The organism is Niabella yanshanensis, from assembly GCF_034424215.1.
GTDB lineage: Bacteria > Bacteroidota > Bacteroidia > Chitinophagales > Chitinophagaceae > Niabella > Niabella yanshanensis.
In genome coordinates this window covers 4,714,372-4,733,508 of the sequence record NZ_CP139960.1, presented here as the reverse complement: position 1 = coordinate 4,733,508, position 19,137 = coordinate 4,714,372, and the positions used below count along the sequence as shown (strand labels likewise).

The 19,137-nt window shown below is 43.6% G+C and carries 13 protein-coding genes; all 13 read right to left on the bottom strand.

Annotated elements, in window-relative coordinates:
- The 13 genes from U0035_RS19635 to U0035_RS19575 all read right to left on the bottom strand — a co-directional run bounded on the left by U0035_RS19635 (position 1) and on the right by U0035_RS19575 (position 19,131).
- Positions 1–2,322 carry a TonB-dependent receptor gene (locus U0035_RS19635; protein WP_114790635.1) on the bottom strand — a complete coding sequence of 774 codons (2,322 nt, stop codon included), beginning with the start codon at positions 2,320–2,322 and terminating at the stop codon, positions 1–3.
- A 135-nt stretch (positions 2,323–2,457) separates the two neighbouring features.
- A complete protein-coding gene (locus U0035_RS19630; protein ID WP_114790634.1) occupies positions 2,458–3,327 on the bottom strand; it encodes an aldose 1-epimerase family protein in 870 nt (289 codons plus the stop codon).
- Between the two features lie 32 nt (positions 3,328–3,359).
- Complete coding sequence (locus U0035_RS19625; RefSeq protein ID WP_114790633.1) at positions 3,360–4,181, bottom strand: SDR family oxidoreductase; 822 nt, start codon at positions 4,179–4,181, stop codon at positions 3,360–3,362.
- Between the two features lie 22 nt (positions 4,182–4,203).
- Positions 4,204–5,259 carry a metallophosphoesterase gene (locus U0035_RS19620; protein WP_114790632.1) on the bottom strand — a complete coding sequence of 352 codons (1,056 nt, stop codon included), beginning with the start codon at positions 5,257–5,259 and terminating at the stop codon, positions 4,204–4,206.
- 117 nt (positions 5,260–5,376) lie between these two features.
- Complete coding sequence (locus tag U0035_RS19615) at positions 5,377–6,921, bottom strand: alpha-N-arabinofuranosidase (RefSeq protein WP_114790631.1); 1,545 nt, start codon at positions 6,919–6,921, stop codon at positions 5,377–5,379.
- A gap of 260 nt (positions 6,922–7,181) precedes the next feature.
- A complete protein-coding gene (locus U0035_RS19610) occupies positions 7,182–8,126 on the bottom strand; it encodes an aldo/keto reductase (RefSeq protein WP_114790629.1) in 945 nt (314 codons plus the stop codon).
- Between the two features lie 89 nt (positions 8,127–8,215).
- On the bottom strand, positions 8,216–8,986 hold the full coding sequence (locus U0035_RS19605; RefSeq protein WP_114790628.1) for a sialate O-acetylesterase: 771 nt from the start codon (positions 8,984–8,986) through the stop codon (positions 8,216–8,218).
- 1 nt (position 8,987) lies between these two features.
- Positions 8,988–10,157, bottom strand: coding sequence for a mannonate dehydratase (uxuA, locus tag U0035_RS19600; RefSeq protein WP_114790627.1), 1,170 nt, complete (start codon positions 10,155–10,157; stop codon positions 8,988–8,990).
- 30 nt (positions 10,158–10,187) lie between these two features.
- Positions 10,188–11,111, bottom strand: coding sequence for an alpha/beta hydrolase (locus U0035_RS19595; RefSeq protein ID WP_211316415.1), 924 nt, complete (start codon positions 11,109–11,111; stop codon positions 10,188–10,190).
- Between the two features lies 1 nt (position 11,112).
- Positions 11,113–12,546 (bottom strand): alpha-L-fucosidase, encoded by a 1,434-nt coding sequence (locus U0035_RS19590; RefSeq protein ID WP_114790626.1) that lies wholly within the window; start codon positions 12,544–12,546, stop codon positions 11,113–11,115.
- Between the two features lie 150 nt (positions 12,547–12,696).
- Positions 12,697–15,450 (bottom strand): glycosyl hydrolase, encoded by a 2,754-nt coding sequence (locus tag U0035_RS19585; RefSeq protein ID WP_114790625.1) that lies wholly within the window; start codon positions 15,448–15,450, stop codon positions 12,697–12,699.
- 358 nt (positions 15,451–15,808) lie between these two features.
- Positions 15,809–16,864: a polysaccharide deacetylase family protein gene (locus U0035_RS19580; RefSeq protein WP_245957695.1), complete on the bottom strand. Its 1,056-nt coding sequence runs from the start codon at positions 16,862–16,864 to the stop codon at positions 15,809–15,811.
- Positions 16,865–16,911: 47 nt separating this feature from the next.
- Positions 16,912–19,131, bottom strand: coding sequence for an alpha-L-rhamnosidase-related protein (locus U0035_RS19575; RefSeq protein ID WP_211316414.1), 2,220 nt, complete (start codon positions 19,129–19,131; stop codon positions 16,912–16,914).
- Positions 19,132–19,137: the final 6 nt, after the last annotated feature.

The window sequence follows — 19,137 nt, the reverse complement described above, 5'->3', positions numbered from 1 at the left end:
TTACTTAAATTTAAAATTATAGGATATAGATGGCACAAACCGGAAAAGAGATGTTTTGACGGCTTCTGTTTTTGTAGCATCCTCTTCACTCTGCCTGAAGGTGATTGCATAAGGATTTTCTCTTCCGTAAGCATTAAACAGGCTAAAAGCCAACTCCGACCGGAATTTTTTCCTGTCTTTGAGCAACCAGGTGGCTCCCAGATCCAAACGGTGATAAGATGGCATCCTGTCTGCATTTCTTTTAGTGTAATAAAATACAACCTGGTTATCAATAATGTATTTACCACTTGGGTAAGTAACCGCATCGCCTGTATAATAAATCCAGTTGGCGGCAAGGTTCCATCGCCTGTTAAGTTGATGATTCACAACGATGGCGATATCATGGGTACGATCCTGCCGGGCATTATACCATTCTCCGTCATTAATTCCGTCAATTTTTCTTTCTGTTTTGGCCAGGGTGTAACTGATCCAGCCGGTGGTTTTACCAGTTTTCTTTTTCAGGAAAACTTCCCAGCCATAAGCGCGGCCAATACCAAATAATATCTGCGACTCAATGGCATCATTGGTGAAAACATCTGCACCTGTTCTATAGTCTATCTGGTTCTGCATTTTCTTGTAGTAGATCTCGGTAGAAAATTCCAGTTGATTCCCTGCCAGATTTTTGTACCAGCCTAACGCTACCAGGTCGGCTATTTCGGGTTTAATAATATTGGTACTGGCTAACCATTTATCCGTTGGAAAACCAGTGGTGGAATTTGACATTAAATGCAGGTTCTGCACGTTCCTTACATAGGAAGCTTTAAAAGAGGAAGATGGGTTCAGGATAAAGCTGGCTGCCAGCCGGGGTTCCAGGTTGACATAATTTTTAACTAACTGACCTTTGGTATAGGTAAGGGTATCGGTAACATTTCCATCGCCGTCAACCTCGTAAAAATCGCCCTCACCCAGGATGGAAAAAGAGGTAAGCCTTGCGCCGTAGGTAATGTTCAGCCATGGCGCAGCCTTCCAGGTGTCAGTGGCAAACAGGGCATTCTCCCAGGAATACCGGTCTTGTAAATAAAAATTATTAAAGCTGGTAGTGCCCGATGAAGTAACATCCCCCGGCCTTATTTTATGATAGGTAGAATTGAACCCGAAACGCAACGAATGCCTGCTTCCGGCATACCATTGAAATTCCTGTTTCAGGTTCAGGTCACGGATCTTGGAGTAGATATCCAGGTCGTTGCTGGGATTATTGATGTTGATATTATAATCGAAGTCGCTGTAGATAAAGGAGGTATTGGAAAACAGCTTGCTATTGAAGATATGATTCCATCGTAATGTACCGGTAATATTTCCCCAGTTGATACCAAACTGCTGATCTAATTTTAAATAGTCACGTCCGAAATATCCTGATACATAGATATTATCCTTCTCTCCTATTTTATAATTAAACTTAGCGTTATAATCGTAAAAATAAAGTTTATTGCCCCTTATCGCACTGTCTTTGGCTAAGGGTACAAATACATCGGCATAGGTTCTGCGGCCCGACAACAAAAAGGATGACTTGTTTTTTTGAATAGGACCTTCCAGGTTCAGCTTCGCAGATATCAGTCCTACACCGCCACTTAGTTCATAATTTTGATTATTCCCCTCATTCATTTTCACATCCAGTACCGAAGACAATCTGCCTCCATATTGTGCGGGCATTCCTCCTTTATAAACGGTGATATCTTTAACAGCATCCGAGTTGAAAGTTGAGAAAAAACCTAATAAGTGCGATGCATTATAAACCTGCGCCTCATCCAGCAAAATCAGGTTCTGATCGGCGCTTCCGCCACGTACGTAGAAACCGCTGTTACCGTCACCCGCCTGCTTAATACCCGGCAGTAACTGTATAGCTTTCAGTATATCCCGCTCACCCAGTAACATCGGTATGGTATTTACCTCTTTCATCGTGAGCCGCTCCACTCCCATTTGTGTACCGGTAATCGTCCGGCCCTTGCCACTTGCAGATACCACCACATTCTCCAGATCCTTTACCTCGTCGGGCAAAGAAATATTCCTGGTAATATTCTGATTAAGACTGATCTTTTCTATAAAGGAATTATAGCCAACAGCACTGTATTCAATTTCGTAATCGCCGGCTGGCAGCGTAATGGAGTAAAATCCATACTCGTTGCTGCTTACACCATCTGTACTATTGACAGATCTGACACTGGCATTAATAACGGTTTCGCCTGTTCGCTCCGAGCGAACCGTACCACTGAGGGTAAATTTCTGTTGCGCATAGCTAACAGACACCCCTATCAATAAAAGGAATAAACAAAAAGCCTGTTTCATTATTTAAGCAGGCCGAAAGATAACTGATAAACGCGAGACGTGTAAACCCTGTTGTTAAATTTTAGAAATATATTAGGTATTCCTTCGGGAGTATGATCAACTTCAACATAAATCTTAAAAACTTGAACAAGGACATTAATCGATAACAGCAAATTTCCAGGCTCTTTCAAATAAGGCCCCCGCATTCAGCACATTGATGCCCTCTTTTTCTACCAGTTGCTGATTACTATCTACGCTATCGGCTATGCCGCACCAGGGCTCGATACATACAAAGTCGGCACCTTTCGCCGCCCATATACCGAGGTAAGGAAAACCATTGAAGTCAAATTCAAAGCCCTTGCGCGTTTGCTCCTGTATTAGCCGGACTTTAGTGCTGTTTAATTGCTTCAACACAATGGCATCGGCTTCAAACAACTCTTTCCGAAGCGGCAGGCGATCCGCATCTTCCAGCAATGGAACAGTGCCCGCTTCGATCAAACCATTGTCCAAAAGCCATCTTCCGGCATTTTCTACCTGATTGAACTCAAGTATATAATCGTTATAAGTGTCCCCTTCAAAAAGAGGCACTTTAAAAGCGGGGTGGCCGCCGATGGAAAAATACATTGGTTTTTCGCCGGTATTGACAACCCTATAACTTACGTTCAGGGAGGGTCCGGCAATAGAATACGCTACATACAATTCGAAGGGGAACGGATATTTGGCTGAAGTAACCTCGCTGCTGACCAGCCTGAAAGTAAGTGTGTGATTGCTTTGTTGGTACAACTCAAACTCCATTTCTCTTGCAAACCCATGACGGGGCAGATGATATTCTTTTCCCTCGCAGATATAGGTATTGTCCTTTAAAGTACCAACAATAGGAAACAACAGGGGCGAATGTTTCGCCCAGTAAGCAGGATCGGCATTCCACATGTATTCAAGGCCCGTATGCTTACCGGTGATGCGCTGCAATTCAGCCCCCAGAGTAGCTACTTCTACCCTGATATCATTATTTTCTATTGTTGGCATAAAATCAGATTATGTTATAGCGTAAATATACACTACACACCACTAAAAATAGTAAAGCCGCCATCTACCTTAATAGAAGTTCCGTTTACAAAGGTAGATTCGTCACTTAATAACCAGATAAGCGCGCCGGTTAATTCATCAGGATTTCCAAAGCGTTTATAAGGTGTGCTGCGGATTACTTTATCGCCTCTGTCTGTATAAGAGCCGTCTTCATTCGTTAACAACCTCCTGTTTTGCTCTGCCAGGAAGAAGCCGGGTACCAGCGCATTCATCCTTAGTTTATCGCCATAGCGATTAGCCATCTCCACCGCGAACCATTTGGTATAGGATTCAATGGCAGTTTTAGCCAGGCTATATCCTAAAACTCTCGTCACCGCTCCATGAGCCGCTACCGAAGATATGTTTACAATACTGCCTTTCTCCGAAGTTTCGGCCATCGCTTTACCAAACACCTGGGTGGGCAATAAGGTACCAAACAGGTTCAGGTCCATTACCTGTTTTAAAGCTTCTATGTCCAGTTCAAAAATTTTCCCGTCGGGCGGTACAACTGCACCGGGCTGATTACCCCCGGCCGCATTTACCAAACCATCTACTTTTCCATATTTATTCAATACTTTCTTCAAAGCCGCTTCCAATTGCTCCTGGTTAGCTACGTCGGCAATCAGCGCAATAGCATGTCCCCCCGCGGCCTCTATTTCAGCAACCCTTTCTTCCGCAACTTTTTCATTACGTCCCAGCACGCCTACAATAGCTCCCTGGCCTGCCAGGTCCTTTACGAATGAGTGCCCCAGCACACCTGTAGCACCGGTTACAATAATTACTTTACCTGCAAGAGAAAATTTGTTGTTGCTCATAATTTATATTCGATCTTTTATTTTATTGATATAAGGCATCCGTAAACTGGCTGTCACCGTCTGTTTCTTTGATAACAGCGCCATTTGCCTGCGGAATAAAAGTTACCACACTTAAAGTTTGTCTTGTCTTATTCAAACGCATCAATCGCATCGTACCGTTACCGCCATTACGATCTTTTGCACCTCCATAAGGCTCACTTTGCCTTGATTGGTAATCGGAAAGGTAAGTTTTAATGATATTACCATTGTGAGTGTCTTTTCTGCGACCTTCTCCGGCTATATGTCCTCCCAGCATTAGAAATACGTTGCCGTGACTTTTGGCCATTTCATAAATACCCTTACCCTGTTTGGTAAAGTTACTTTGCAGGCTGTTATCCCCCGCTCCGGGCTTATCACCACTGGAGGTTCCTTTAGGTTTCCCCAACATGCTATGACATACTAAAATCGCTTTTCTGTCGGCCTGCGCAGTTAAAACACTATCGGCCCAGTGCAGCATTTGCTTCTCGTAAGCTTCATTATAGCCCTTATAATCGGGCTGATTAAAGGCAAAATACATTACGAGATATTTATCGCCGTTGGCAGTAAACAGGTCGAAATGTGTATCACTGTTATTGTTGTTACCCAGCGCTCCTCCATACCAGGGCTTGTTAGCAAAATGAGTTTTCCCAAAGTACCTGGTATATTGGGTGGTGTCACTACCTGCAGCAGGTGTTCCGTTAGGTGTTTGATCATGATTGCCTACCGCCAGGCCATAAGGTACGTTAGTAGCATCCAGCCGATACATAGCCGATGTGGCCCGTTCCCATTCCACCGGCGCATTGTGATCGGTAATATCACCCAAATGAATGATATATGCTATTTTTTCTTTTTTATAATTTTTAATCAGCCAGTCTATCTGGTTCTGAAACATACTCATTTTGCCGCCATGGCGCAATGCCGTATAATACTGGGTATCGGGCAACACAGCAATGGACGCATACTCATCTCCCTTCTCAATGCCATAATCTGTAAGTACCGACGCTGTTTTGCAACTGAAAATACCTGCTATAAAGAATAACAGAAAAAACTTCTTGTTCATAACGTTTGGGTATAAAATTTAAATGGCGGCAACAATAATAACGATAATCGATCTATTTCCGGTTTTACTGTTAATAAATTATTATTTCAAACGTTTGATTAGCTTACAGGAATGGCCTTACTCCAACTCAATACTAACCACGCTCAACCTGGGCAATTTAATATTTAAAGAGCCTTTGCCGATTGTTGCGCCATTGAAAGCTGCCGGAATGACTTTGTTTTTGTTGTCAAATGTATTAATATCTGTAAAACTTCTGGAAGTCAATATTCTTCCGTTTACTTTTTTGTAGCTCTTTCCCTTTAGCGATATATTCAATGCGATGTCTTTCCCTGCATCAATATTAACCAGTGTAATATGCATTTTACCATTGGAATCGAGCGAAGCGGAAGCGTTTACCGCAGGAATTTTCTCATTACCATTCGTATAATCCGGTGTAGTAAAATTCATGGGTACCAGTTTGGCATCCATATGCCCCATAAACAGGTCGAATACATGATAAGTAGGCGTCAGCAACATTTCTTTTCCTTTTGTTAATACAATGGATTGTAACACGTTTACGGTTTGCGCGAGGTTGGCCATTTTTACCCGATCTGCATGATTGTTGAATATATTCAAGGTGGTTCCGGCAATCAATGCATCTCTCAAACTATTTTGCTGGTACAGGAAACCCGGATTAGTACCCGGCTCTACATCCGTCCAGATACCCCATTCGTCCACCACCAGCGCCACGCGTTTTTCCTTATCGTATTTATCCATAATAGCCGAATGCTTCTGCACCAGTTCTTCCATATGCAGGCAGTTTTTCATAGTTTTAAAATATTCCTGTTCGTTAAAGGCGGTTGCAGAACCCTTACTGCCGCTCCAGTTTCCTGTGGGCAATGTATAATAATGCAGAGTCACACCCCACATCTGGTTACGCGGAATATTCTTCATCAACACTTCAGTCCACCTATAGTCGTCGGAATTGGCACCGCTGGCTATTTTTTTCAGGGGAGCACCCGGATAGTTACGGGCATAAGTAGCGTATCTTTTATAGAGGTCGGCATAATACTCCGGCGTCATATTTCCCCCACAGCCCCAACTCTCATTACCCACCCCCCAGTAAGTCACTTTCCAGGGCTGTTGACGGCCATTCTGCCTCCTTAGCTCCGTCATGGTACTTTGTGCAGGGGAATTTAAATATTCCACCCATTTAGCCATTTCTTCTACTGTACCGCTACCCACATTACCTGCTACATAAGGTTCTGTGTTCAACAAGCCGCATAATTCCAGAAACTCGTGGGTACCAAAGCTATTATCTTCCGAAACACCCCCCCAGTTCGTGTTCACCATCTTCGGTCTGTCAGCCGGCTTACCAATACCATCTCTCCAATGATATTCGTCAGCAAAGCACCCACCCGGCCAGCGCAGGTTGGGTATCTTAATTTTTTTCAATGCTTCTACCACATCCAACCTGATGCGCCCCTGCTTTTTTACATCCATTTTCTCATCTACCCAAAAACCGTCATAGATACACCGCCCCAGGTGTTCGGCAAAATGCCCGTATATATGTTTGCTGATGGTTGTTTTCGCTTCGTAGGTATTTAAAGTAGTAGTTACTACCTGTGCATTTACTCCGGCTCCTAAAACTGCTGTAAGCAGCGCCAGCGTCATTTTCTTCATGGCAATTGATTTTTAATTGTTAATCGTACAATTAAAAATAGAAAAATAATCGGTTATTACAAACATATATCAGGATTATTATTCAAAATGGTTTCGATTCCCCGCCCGGTCAGTGGAGATACTGTCCGTTGCTGCGCCGTGATGTGTATCAAACCGGCCGGAGGCCATTCTATAAATAATACCGGTTGTTATAGGGTGCAGACCACCACTCATAAAAAAAGCCTGGTTCCCCGGGCTTATATAAAATTTTTTCTGTCAGATTATTGACTTGCTTTATTTAATGCATCCAGGTCTTCCCAGGAAAGTGTTAATTCAGGAGCGGCAAACAAAGCTTCCAGCTGATGGTTACTGGTGGCGCTTACAATAGGTGCATCTATATTAGGCTGTGCCAGCAACCAGGCCAACGCTACCGTCGCAGGGGTACTGTTATGAGCAGCAGCTACCTGGTCTAATGCTCTCAATACAGCCAACCCTTTTTCATTCAGGTATTTGGCAGCACCGGCGCCACGGGTACTTTTACTGAAATCGGCTTCACTACGGTATTTACCGGTTAAAAAGCCGGCTGCTAAAGACCAGTAAGGAAATACTGATAAGTTATATTGTTGCGCCAGGGAAGCATATTGTTGCTCATACTTTTCCCTTTCCACCAGGTTATAATGCGGTTGCAGGGCTACGTAACGTGGCAGGTTATTTTTTTCGGCAGCTTCAAATGAGGCCATCAGTCTTTCAGGCGATAAATTGGAAGCCGCTATATATCTCACTTTCCCGGCTTTAATCATTTCATCATAAGCCGATAAGGTTTCTTCTACCGGGGTTTTGTTATCGTCAAAATGCGTGTAGTACAAGTCGATATAATCGGTTTGCAAACGTTGCAGGGATTCATCTACCGACTTTAAAATATGCGCTTTGCTAATATCATAACCGTGTTCTTTGGTTTCTGAACCCACTTTGGTTGCCAATACAATTTTATCACGGTTATTACGGGCTTTTATCCAGTTACCAATGATCGTTTCAGACTGACCGCCGGTACCGTTTACCCACCAGGCATAGGTGTCGGCCGTATCAATAAAATTATAGCCCTTATCAACAAAAGCATCCAGTATACCAAAAGACTGCTCTTCATTCAAAGTCCAGCCAAATACATTACCACCAAAATTTAACGGCGCGATCTCCAGGTCTGTATTTGAAATTCTTACTTTATTCATGTATTTTATTTTATAGAATATGTGCTATAAAAAACAATCATCCCATAAAAAAGTTGCAATAAATGTAGCCTGTTATCATCAACGCCAGATCATTTTACCTGCAATCGCTTCATTGCCCGGGCGTACCGCTTTCCCATCTCGCGGGCTGATTGCGTATCAAAATGTAAATGATCGCCCTTATCTACCAGGCCTTCAGCCGATACGACGGATGTATGTGATAGTTCCCGGGGCAATTGATTGATCACCGGATTTATAAAGTGCCGTTTATTAAAATAGCCGATTTCTCCTGCTACAAAAGGCAGCTGATCATTGGAGAGGTCCTTGCGAAACCGCTGTACCAGCAGTACCAGCTCCCGCAGGTATTTTTTTGAACGGAGGGAATCATTATCAGCTTCTCCCTGGTGCCATATAATACCCTTCAACACTCCTTTTTGCATGGCTATTTTTGTACGTCGTATAGCATCATCGTAAGGATGCGCGTTAAAATAGGCAGCTCCGGGACTCCACACTCTTATGGGCGACCCGCCCCAGGCACAGGGAATCAGGCCTATGGTAATATCCTTTTCATCCTTCAACATCTCATTGGCAAAGCTAATAGCTGGCCCCACCCCTGCCATTTTGGGTTTATCAAAATGAACGGGGTCGGTTGCCGGAACCCAGTTATTCGTAGCGTCCAACATCAGGACCTTTGGATTAGTTAACCTGCTTTGCGCATCGGGTTTACCCCGCCCCGCCATATTCGATTGCCCCACTAAAAGATACAAATGAATGCTGCTATCGGGTTTGTCCGTTTGCGCCGATGAACCGATAGTTAACAGGCAGCATAGGATACAACTATATATATTCAAAATTGATTTCATCCTACAATATAGAATTTGCAATACCCATTTCCAGGCCTCTTAGCTCAGCCAAGCCACGTAAACGGCCAATACAGGAATAACCCGGATTCGTTTTTTTGCGCAGGTCATCTACCATCTGGTGCCCATGGTCGGGACGAACCGGTAAGGATATTTGTCTTTTTTGTTGTAGCAGCACCAGCTCTTTCATCACCGCGTACATATTGGCATCACCTTCGAGGTGATTGGCCTCGTAAAAGTCCCCTTCTTCATTCCGCTGGGTAGATCGCAGGTGGACGAAATTAACCCTATCGCCCAGGTTACGTAGCATAGCAGGCAAATCATTTTGAGGGATCACTCCAAAAGAACCCGTGCAATAACAAAGCCCGTTAGATGCATTAGGAACTGCGGCTACCAGTTTCTGAAAATCAGCTTCTGTGCTCATGATCCGGGGCAGGCCGAGGATCGCATAGGGAGGATCATCCGGGTGAATAGCCAGTTTCACGCCTACTTCGTCAGCCACGGCTGCTACTTCAGATAAGAAATAGATCAGATTCGAACGCAGGCGTTCTGCGTCGGTGTTGCTATAGCGATCTAATTGTTTTTGAAAGGCCTCCAGGGTAAAACTTTCTTCCGCACCGGGCAAGCCTGCAATCATATTTGCTACCAGCATGCTCTTTTCTTCTTCACTCATACCCTCCAGTCTCAGCTTCGCTTTAGTCAATTCATCTTCCGTGTATTCTTTTTCTGCGCCGGGACGTTTTAACAGGAACACATCAAAAGCTATAAAAGCAGCCCTTTCAAACCGTAGTGCTTTAGACCCGTCCGGCATTGTATAGGCTAAATCAGTACGCGTCCAATCCAGCACCGGCATAAAATTGTAAGTTACGATGTGTATACCACATGCTGCCAGATTACGGATGCTTTGTTTATAATGATCGATATATTTTTTATATTCCCCTTCCTGCGTTTTGATATGTTCATGAACCGGCACGCTTTCTACCACCGACCAGGTAAGGCCTACGGCTTCAATTTCTGATTTTCTCTTTTGAATTTCCTCTATTGTCCATATTTCTCCGTTCTTAATATGATGTAAAGCTGTTACTACGCCGGTGGCACCTGCCTGTTTTACATCCCATAGTGAAACCGGGTCGTTAGGACCATACCAGCGCCATGTTTGTTCAAATAATTGCATTCCTTATACTTTTTTGATCCGCTAAGATAACTATTGTATGTATTTCATTTCTCTTAGCCACTCCAAAGTAATTTCCGGCCACATATTAGCGGAGCCAGGATTTTTATTTACGGTATAACCGTGACCGCCGTAAGGGAATATGTGTAAGGATGATGAGATGCCCGAATTTTTCAGCGCCTGGTAAAATACCACACTATTTAAGGAAGAAACGGTTCGATCATCGTTGCCATGGATCAGCAAGGTGGGTGGTGTTGCTTTGGTCACCCTATTCTCATTAGAATACAATGTAACCAGCGTCTGGGGCGGTGTAGACCCGATCAGCCGGTCGCGGCTGCCCTTATGCGCAATGCCATCTCTAAAAGAAATAACAGCAGAAACCAATACCATAAAATCAGGTCGAAAAGAGTATCCATCCAATTCATCGCCAATAGCGCTTATATCTTCCATATGAGTTCCCAGGCCTGATGCCACATGGCCGCCTGCAGAAGTACCTCCTACCCCGATCCGGCTGGTATCGATTCCCCATTGAGCAGCATTGGCATGTATGATACGCATGGCTCTTTGTGCATCCTGCAGGGGCGCTTTTTCGGGGCTGATCAAATCGGGCGAGCCGGGTAAACGATGGCAAAGTACAAATACATTAATACCTTTTGACTGGTAATATAAGGCTGTCGCATTTTTTGAATAATCAGCAGGTAATCTTAAATATCCGCCTCCAGGTACTATTAAAATAGCTGCACCGGTATTTTTTTCTTTAGCAGCGGGGTATGCATACATCCGCGGCTTGGTGGTTGTAAATAAATATTCTTTTATAATGCTGTCTTTTGTTTGCAGCCCTTTGCTATTAGGCATTTTGTCTTTCGGCCAGAGTACGATCTTCTCCTGAGCCTGCAGACCAATTGCTGACTGAATTCCTAAAAGAACCAACAACATTTTCATTATACTTTTATTCATTTTATTCCAGTTCGATTTTTAATACCTGTGCTATGTCAGAAGGGATACGCGTTTTGTGAGGTATGGTGATCAATAGCTGCTCATTCGTTTGTGTAAAGCTACAGGTAGCCGGTTCTTTTAAACCCAATACCGTTACCGATTTTACCGCTGATTTCGTATCAGCTAGTCCCAGTTCTTTCAATTGAACGTATTCTCCATTGCGGGGCCAGTCTAAAAAGATCGCATATAAGGTTTTATTGTTTTTTGTATAGTAAACCCTGTACCCCTGTGCCGTGGTTTCTGTTGCAACGGAATAAGGCCGGGTGCCATATACCGATTCGCCATAAGACCATAACCAAACGCCCACATTAGCCACCACATCTTTCTGATCCTGTGGAAAGCTGCCATCGGCCATGGGAGAAAGGTTTAATAACATCTGCCCGTTATTACTCACCACTTCAACAAGTTTATGAATAATGTCTTTTGCGGTTTTGATCTGCATACCTTTTACATAGCCCCAGGAATAATGATAGCCCGTGCCAATGGCATAATCGCAAAGCCAGGGAGTAGCTTCTATTTTATCGGGATTGCTATTCTCATGATCGAGCATACCTACATTAGCAGGCAATTCTTTATTCTTGTAAGTGATGATCACCTCCTGGTTATGCTTACGTCCCTCATTAAAATAGTTGGCTATATAGTTGAGTTTATATGGATCGGGGATCTGGTCAAGCCCGATATCAAAATACATAATGTCCGGATGATATTTATTGACCACTTCATTGCTCTTATCCTGCCACATCTGCAGCCATTCGTCATGCTTCATCTGCGAACCGTACATCTTTTTATATTTAGGATCGGCGGCAGCCCAATGCGGCTTTACTTTGAGATAGGTATAATTGGTAGGATGATGTAAAGAAGCAAAGAATTTCATATTGCGGGACTTAATAGCAGTAGCCAATTCACCGACTACATCCCTTTTGGGTCCCATATTTTTGGCATTAAAAGAGGTGTACTTACTATCCCACATCGAAAACCCATCATGGTGCTCGGCAACGGTTCCGGCAAAACGGGCGCCACTCTCTTTAAACACTTGCGCCCATTCGTTCGCATCAAATTTATCGGCCTTAAACATGGGAATGAAGTCATGATAGCCAAATTTCGACAACGGCCCGTACAGGGCTTCCTGCCTGCGCCAGGTACCCATTTTATCGTAGGATGAATCCTGGTGCATGTAATAATAGTATTGCTCATTATCGTAAGCCGGTACGCTGTATACACCCCAGTGGCAATAGATACCGAACTTGGCATCCCGTATCCACTCGGGGACAGAATTATGATTACCTACCGACTCCCAGGTAGGCTCATAAGGTTTGGCAGACTGGCTATTGGAGGGAAGATAATTGACCAGCCATATTAGCGAAAGGGATATCTTTTTAAGCTCTTTATTTTTCATGCATCCTTTTGTTTAGCTTTTTCAGATCAATAATTGATGCAGATACCACAATCTATACATGGGAATATTTCGGTCATAAGCAGGGTTCGTCTCCAAAGGATTCCTCGCGACAAGCTTACCATGATATCCGTTTCAGGATTTACCTGCTACCTATTTGAGCGGCACTAATTGAACAGTACCTCCTAATCCCGACGGCTGTACATTCCATTTACCGGCATTAAAATCTTTATAATTAATATTCACAAAATTGATCTCATGATAATTGCGCCACACTTCTCCCTTCTGATCCATATCACGGATACGATTGGCCATCAGGTTACACACTTCAACACTGATGGTATTATTGCCAGGCTTTAAGTATTGCCCTATTCTTTTTTCAAAAGGCAAACTCCAGATCAGGCCTGCATCTTTACCATTAACAATGATCCTTGCCGACTCATATAATTCGTCCAGTTGCAGCAGGTAATCTGCTGCTTTATTTTTCAGAACAAAAGAAGTTGTATAAACACCAGTCCCGGAAAAAGCCTGTGTGCGGGGATCGTTTGTAAAATCAGTCCATGGTTTAATGCCCGTCATCTGTCGTGCTGCAGGCAATTCGGGTCCGCCTTCTTTAAAGCTTAATGTCCATTTACTATTTTGCAGCGAAATGGCTTCTCCTGCAGGTTCTGAATACCTATAAGCAGCGGCTGTTTCTTTCTTATCGGTTAGCTTTACAATTATCGATGCACCTGACTTTAGCTGCAGCCTGAAACCCGTTGCAGTGCTATTTTTTTGATGTACAACTTTGTTCACTGTGCCATTCACTGGATCCATTATCACAACTGTTGCTGCAGTATTTTCCAGGAAAATTGTTTTATCAAAATCACCTGCTGTATTATTCACTATAAAATAATAGCGGGCATCAGTCGTTTTTCTACGGATAAATTTCAGGCCCTCATCTGCAATGGTTTCCCGGGCTATTTTCAAATAGGCTAAAGCTTCGTGCATATCACCTACAATGATCTTGCCTTTTCCAACTGAGGCTACCTGCAGTTTATTACTTGCCGACAATCTCAATTCGGCGACCAGGCGCTTCAGTTCTGCCCTCTGTAGCTCCACATCTTTATAACCCGGCACATCCTGCGGAAATTGCTGTATGACAACAGATGCGCCCTCATGCGCCAGTCTGACGATATTCTTAAAAGTTGCTACCGGCATTTTGTCAGCTGCCGGAATCAGCAATACTTTATGACGGCCACCTTTGGGCGAAATGCTGAATTGCGTTCCGCCAGCCTTAGCCTGTTCCAACATTTTATCGGAGACGAAATCCAGCGCATAACCTTCGTTCTGCAGCGATACCAGGTTTTTGTAAAAAGCTGTCGGGTGTAACCAGTCGTCTACATGATGCACGGACAATGGTTTATCCATGCCTTTGGCATTATGCCATATATCATATATGGGCCAGTAGATGGCCAGTTCATTATCTGGCATACCAGCCTGTAGTACCGACTGGCAGCGGGCTATGTAATCATTCAATCCTTTTAAATGGGGCCATAAGCTATTGTTGGGCACAAAATTTACAGAAGCGTAAAATAACCAGCCCGGCCATTTTGCGTCAGCAGGACTATAGGTAGTACCGTGATAAAATACATGGTTAATTCCGGAAAGAAAAACCTGGTCTACTTCGGGCTTGCATTGGCTCCAGGAAGTTTTAAAATGCTCGCTGAGCCAGGTAAAGGTTTCGCAGCTCGTTAATGGCTTGCCATAAGCATGGGCAGCTGATGAAGCAAATTTCAACATATTGGGATCAGGATCTACATTCCTGATATCTGCGCTATCCCTTCTTAATCCTTTGACAGGAAAATAGCTGCTGCCAAAGGTTTCTGTTTCAGGTACGTCAAAAGCGCCATACAGATCAAGCAGGTTGCCGGGTGAGCCATGCGCCTGGTTGATAGAAAGCGCCTTACGCTGGTGGGTCCATTTGGTATATACGGTTGAGAAGTTCTCCCGCATGAGGTCAGCCATGGTTTCACGGTAATCTGATTTGATGCGGGCGGTACGATCATCTTTTGCATCCGAAAAAAGTGCGTTAATATATTGTTTCAAATCATAGCCCCTGCGTTTGCTGAATTCGTTAAAAAATTCGGGTGTCCAGTTAGCACCATATACTTCATAGCTATCATTAAAAAATCCTTTTACGCCATGTGAGCTATTGCCAAAAGCCGCATCAAATGCCTTAAAATAGTTGACCGTAGCTGATTTTGAGAAATGATCAATAGTGAAACCTTCCCCACCCGGCGCTGCTCTTTTTACAGCCTGACGTGTTTTACCATTGAACAAAGCCAATAACTTTAAATCCTCGTTGGGTTTAAAATTTAGTTTGCCTGCAGCGTCTACTTTATTGGTTAGCTCCGTGGCCTGTCCTGCATTGTTATATCCCATCAACACGCTTAAAACAGCACCCTCTTTTTGTTTAGGATCATTTACTACTATCAAATCCTGCAATGTTGTATTGGCTTTCAGGTCGTATTGCTGCACAAGGGCTTTGGACGCAGCATCTTCTTGGGTAACATGCGATCCGCCGATGGGCCAGCCGGTGCCTACCGATATATAAACCCCCATATTTAAAGCATTGGCCTGGCTTACCGTATGATCCAACATCTGCATCCATTGGGGAGACAAATACTTGATGTAACGATTTTCGTATCCTTTAGCCCCGTAGATGGGTACGATTTCTACACCGCCCAACCCGGATTGACCATATTGTTTCAACAGGTTGCTGATATTCTTTTCATCAACAGCGCTTCCCATCCACCACCAACGGGTCCAGGGCTTTGCCTGTTGTGTAATGGCAGGCCATTGAGCCTGGGCCATCAACTGGCTTATTCCCAAAATCATTAAACAGGAAAACAGTAATTTTTTCATCCAATTATTTTATATATCTAAAAGAGCTTTTTTTCCTAAAAGTTATAAAACCGCAATCGTATTGCTTTTATTTTTCTGTGTCTTAAACCCGGTGATATCCAATCATGCGAGTTCGCCCGAATAGCGTTGGCCTGCATCTGGCTAAAGTGATGAGTAGCAATGGCGAAGCAGTAATCTTCATCAGGCATATGATCGTTTTATTGAAGAAGCCTTAAAGATAAGGTCATCTTGCTAACAACCATCCTGCTTCATCCTGATAGCAATATTTATAATCCGTGCAGACACGAATCAAGGCACTGGGGACAGGGATCATTGCTGATAAAGGCGGTCAATGCCTGTAAGAAAGCCGGGAAGGATGCTACATAAATGAAATATCGATTACTCCTCCAAAAGGGTCAAAATCAAAAAGTACTTTGTTTTTGAGAATCCGGTGATTCAGTTTGTTTTTTCCCTGGCTGATCCTGATTTTTTTAAACTTTCCTTCGATAACACCAGTAAGCAGTTGTGTAAAAAGGGCTTTATCAAGTGCGAGTTCGGGCTCCACTACTATCCCATTTTTTTTTGTTCTTATTACATACCGGATGGCGTCTCTTTCCTTTGTATAAGCCATTACTTCTTTAAAGGTGCCTACCCATATCTGATCTTCTCTATCCTTCACTTGTTTCAAATGCTCCCATAAAATGACAGGATCTGAAAAATGATCGTATCCGTAATGAATGCCATGAGTCATAGTAATACCCCAACCCTGATCACGTAACAGATCGCTTACCCATTTCTCCAGATTTGCATGAGTAGATTTTCCACCTACAGAGCGCTGCTCTAACCGGGTGCCTACACGGTTCTCCGAGGCTAGCTTTACACCTTCCGGTGTTTTGGTATTGTTGGGGTAACAAAAGGTTTGTGAAGGAATACCAATATTATTGAGTATGGCGCTGTCGTTCTTTTCAATATCTTCCCTGGTCTCATCAAGGCTAAACCTGCCAAAATTTTTATGGGCCCATCCGTGGTTGGATATCTCGTGCCCGGCTGCTGCCATCTCCTTTAGCTCAGCCCAGGTCATACGGGTAGTATCTTTACCGGGATCATCCGGATCGTTGATCTTACTCCCATTGATCCAGAAAGTGCCTTTTAAACCCAGCTGTTTTAGTTGTGGTACTACCCAGGTATAATGTTCTTTCAAACCGTCGTCGAAAGTGTAGCTAATAGCACAGGTTTTATCACTCCTATAGCGAGCTATGCGAAAAACTGTGTCTGACAAATCCGGTAGTTTTCCTGCACTTTCTCCTGTATTTGATAGACCTGCCTCAACAAACATATGCACCGGCTCCCTTTTTGCCTGATGAGCCAAAGATTTATCATAGTTACTAATCAGGACCAGCAACAACAGCAGCTTTCCTATTTTTTGATTTCTCATTTAAAATTTCATGTTTTAAACCATTCAATTATTTGAAGTAAAGAATCTTATAATTGATAGGATCCCGGCTTCGTCAAACTGTTTAACTTTCCGCCATATCTGAAAGTCACTTTACAGCCTGATGGTATTTCTATCCGGGTCTTTTGGTTCTTCCGGAATTCGATTTTGATCTTACCTTCTTTGACAGGGAACACTGCTTTTACAGTTGCCAGATGCATTAAATCGGGGTTGATTATATAATGCGAGGGATCTGTTTCAGACTGGCTAAACCCTATGATGCCGTTTAAGACTCCTACAATACCCGGCACTCCATTTGCACCGTGACAAAGGCTCAAACCATAAGGCCGGTTATAAAAAACCAATTGTTCTTTTTTTGTCTTTTTGTAGGAAAAATTTTCGGGGAAACGGGAATGCCCCTGTTCCAGCCAATCTCCAAAAACATCAAACAAAAAATCCCACATCTCCGTCACCTTGCGTGCTTTGGCATAGGCCATAAACTCATAGCCTTTTTCGTAACTGACATAGCCTTTATAATAAGCTATTTGAGGCAATATTGTAAACAGGTGATCATATCTGTTCTCCGGAAACAGGCCCGCCAGGATAGCCCAATACTGGGCGTGATGGGAAATACCTTTATCCAATTCTCCCTTTGCTGTATAACCATTAAAAAACAGCCCTTGCTCTTCATCCCAAAAATGCCTGACAATGTTTTGCTTTAAAGATTCAGCTCTTTCATTATAATGACGGGCTTTTTTTGAGTCGCCCCACTGCCGGGCGAATCCGGCCCCTATTTTATAATTTCTGTACAGCATCATTTGGGCGTAGGCAGGAGTGCCTTTTCTATCCGGACCACGCTTTGTAGCCCAACCCGGTACAAACCCCCAGCTCACACCTACATTAGCTGATATAAATCCACGTTCATCCTGTATCGTTTCGTAAAAGTCAAGCAATTGTTCTATCCTGTCGCGATAAGAAAGAATAGTTTGAAAATTGCCATACCGTTTAAAATGCTGATCAAATCCAATTAACGCGTGCAAAGGATAATCGGGTATTCCCAGATCTGTTTTTTGCGGATTAAAAGGTAGTAAAGCCACTGAAAGGCTGTTTAAAGAAACCTGTTGATCGCAAAAAACATAATCGCCGCCGAAAGTGCTTAATACGGCATCCATGGACCAGGGCAGGTAATCCCTCTTAATACCATCCAGGTAAAACCCATGTGTGCTGGTATGCAATGAGGCAACAGAAGCATCCCATATCTTATTAATTCGCTCATCATCGCAGCGGAAGCTCATTTGAAAATCAACCGGCCAGACCTTAGCTGTGAAGTTTACATCAGACAGTTCACAATGTGCATCACTAAAGATTTTGATGTATCGCACTGCCCTTTCAGGGAGGCTTATTGTTTGATTTTCACCGGATAAGCTGTAAGCAGGAATAGCCCGTTGTTCAAAAACGGTAGTATCCTCATTGAGCGTTTCTTCAGTGCTCTCTCCTGCATAAGCTGTAATACGGCCTGTGCCTTTGACTTTAAATGAAACCGAGCCCATTTCCAGGTGAAAAAAATCGATCAGCACATAGCCGTTTTTCCTGATGATGATCCTGTCATTTATTACTTCCGCATTTCGCAAAGGAAGCACAGATACCGGCTTTATATCGAGCAGCAGTTCCGGATCCTGCAATGGGCTATTTTTCACACTTCCAAAGACCGGTGACGTTTCAGCCAGGTTCCAGCTAGTACCATCGAGGCTCGCCTGCCAACCCGTTGTTTGCGGCTGCCCGTCGAAGAAGATTTTTACAGCCGGGAGATCATCAGTAGCTACTACTTCAAATGCCAGGCTCAATTTACCTTTCGGCAAACGGGCTGTTTGATTCGGGGCAGGGTATTCTTTTCCGTTTACTACCAGTTTTACAGCGCCTGTACTCACCCAGGAAATGGTAGCTGAAGCCTGAACATTGACATCTTTTCTAAAAACAGTTCTAAAAACAGGCGCATAGAATTTACCGGGATACCCTACGTTTACACAACGCTCCTGTGATTCTTTTAACCGGCGCTGTTGTAAGTGAGCGCTCAACTGTCCGGGATACCAAAGAAAAAGCCCCCCGTTTGTTTTATCGGTTTCATTGATACGCATCACCGCCGGATCCAGTAAAGGGCTAAATGCTTTTTCCTGTGCAGTAACCCCCAAACTTATCCCGAAAGCAATCAGGATCAATGCTATTTTACTGAAATAAGTCATGCCGGGTAAAAGATGAAAGGGCTGGATCATTTGTCT

Excerpts from the sequence above, each read along its gene's own strand:
- U0035_RS19635 (WP_114790635.1), bottom strand. The coding sequence starts at position 2,322 with ATGAAACAGGCTTTTTGTTTATTCCTTTTATTGATAGGGGTGTCTGTT.
- U0035_RS19630 (WP_114790634.1), bottom strand. The coding sequence starts at position 3,327 with ATGCCAACAATAGAAAATAATGATATCAGGGTAGAAGTAGCTACTCTG.
- U0035_RS19625 (WP_114790633.1), bottom strand. The coding sequence starts at position 4,181 with ATGAGCAACAACAAATTTTCTCTTGCAGGTAAAGTAATTATTGTAACC.
- U0035_RS19620 (WP_114790632.1), bottom strand. The coding sequence starts at position 5,259 with ATGAACAAGAAGTTTTTTCTGTTATTCTTTATAGCAGGTATTTTCAGT.
- U0035_RS19615 (WP_114790631.1), bottom strand. The coding sequence starts at position 6,921 with ATGAAGAAAATGACGCTGGCGCTGCTTACAGCAGTTTTAGGAGCCGGA.
- U0035_RS19610 (WP_114790629.1), bottom strand. The coding sequence starts at position 8,126 with ATGAATAAAGTAAGAATTTCAAATACAGACCTGGAGATCGCGCCGTTA.
- U0035_RS19605 (WP_114790628.1), bottom strand. The coding sequence starts at position 8,986 with ATGAAATCAATTTTGAATATATATAGTTGTATCCTATGCTGCCTGTTA.
- uxuA (WP_114790627.1), bottom strand. The coding sequence starts at position 10,157 with ATGCAATTATTTGAACAAACATGGCGCTGGTATGGTCCTAACGACCCG.
- U0035_RS19595 (WP_211316415.1), bottom strand. The coding sequence starts at position 11,111 with ATGAATAAAAGTATAATGAAAATGTTGTTGGTTCTTTTAGGAATTCAG.
- U0035_RS19590 (WP_114790626.1), bottom strand. The coding sequence starts at position 12,546 with ATGAAAAATAAAGAGCTTAAAAAGATATCCCTTTCGCTAATATGGCTG.
- U0035_RS19585 (WP_114790625.1), bottom strand. The coding sequence starts at position 15,450 with ATGAAAAAATTACTGTTTTCCTGTTTAATGATTTTGGGAATAAGCCAG.
- U0035_RS19580 (WP_245957695.1), bottom strand. The coding sequence starts at position 16,864 with ATGAGAAATCAAAAAATAGGAAAGCTGCTGTTGTTGCTGGTCCTGATT.
- U0035_RS19575 (WP_211316414.1), bottom strand. The coding sequence starts at position 19,131 with ATGATCCAGCCCTTTCATCTTTTACCCGGCATGACTTATTTCAGTAAA.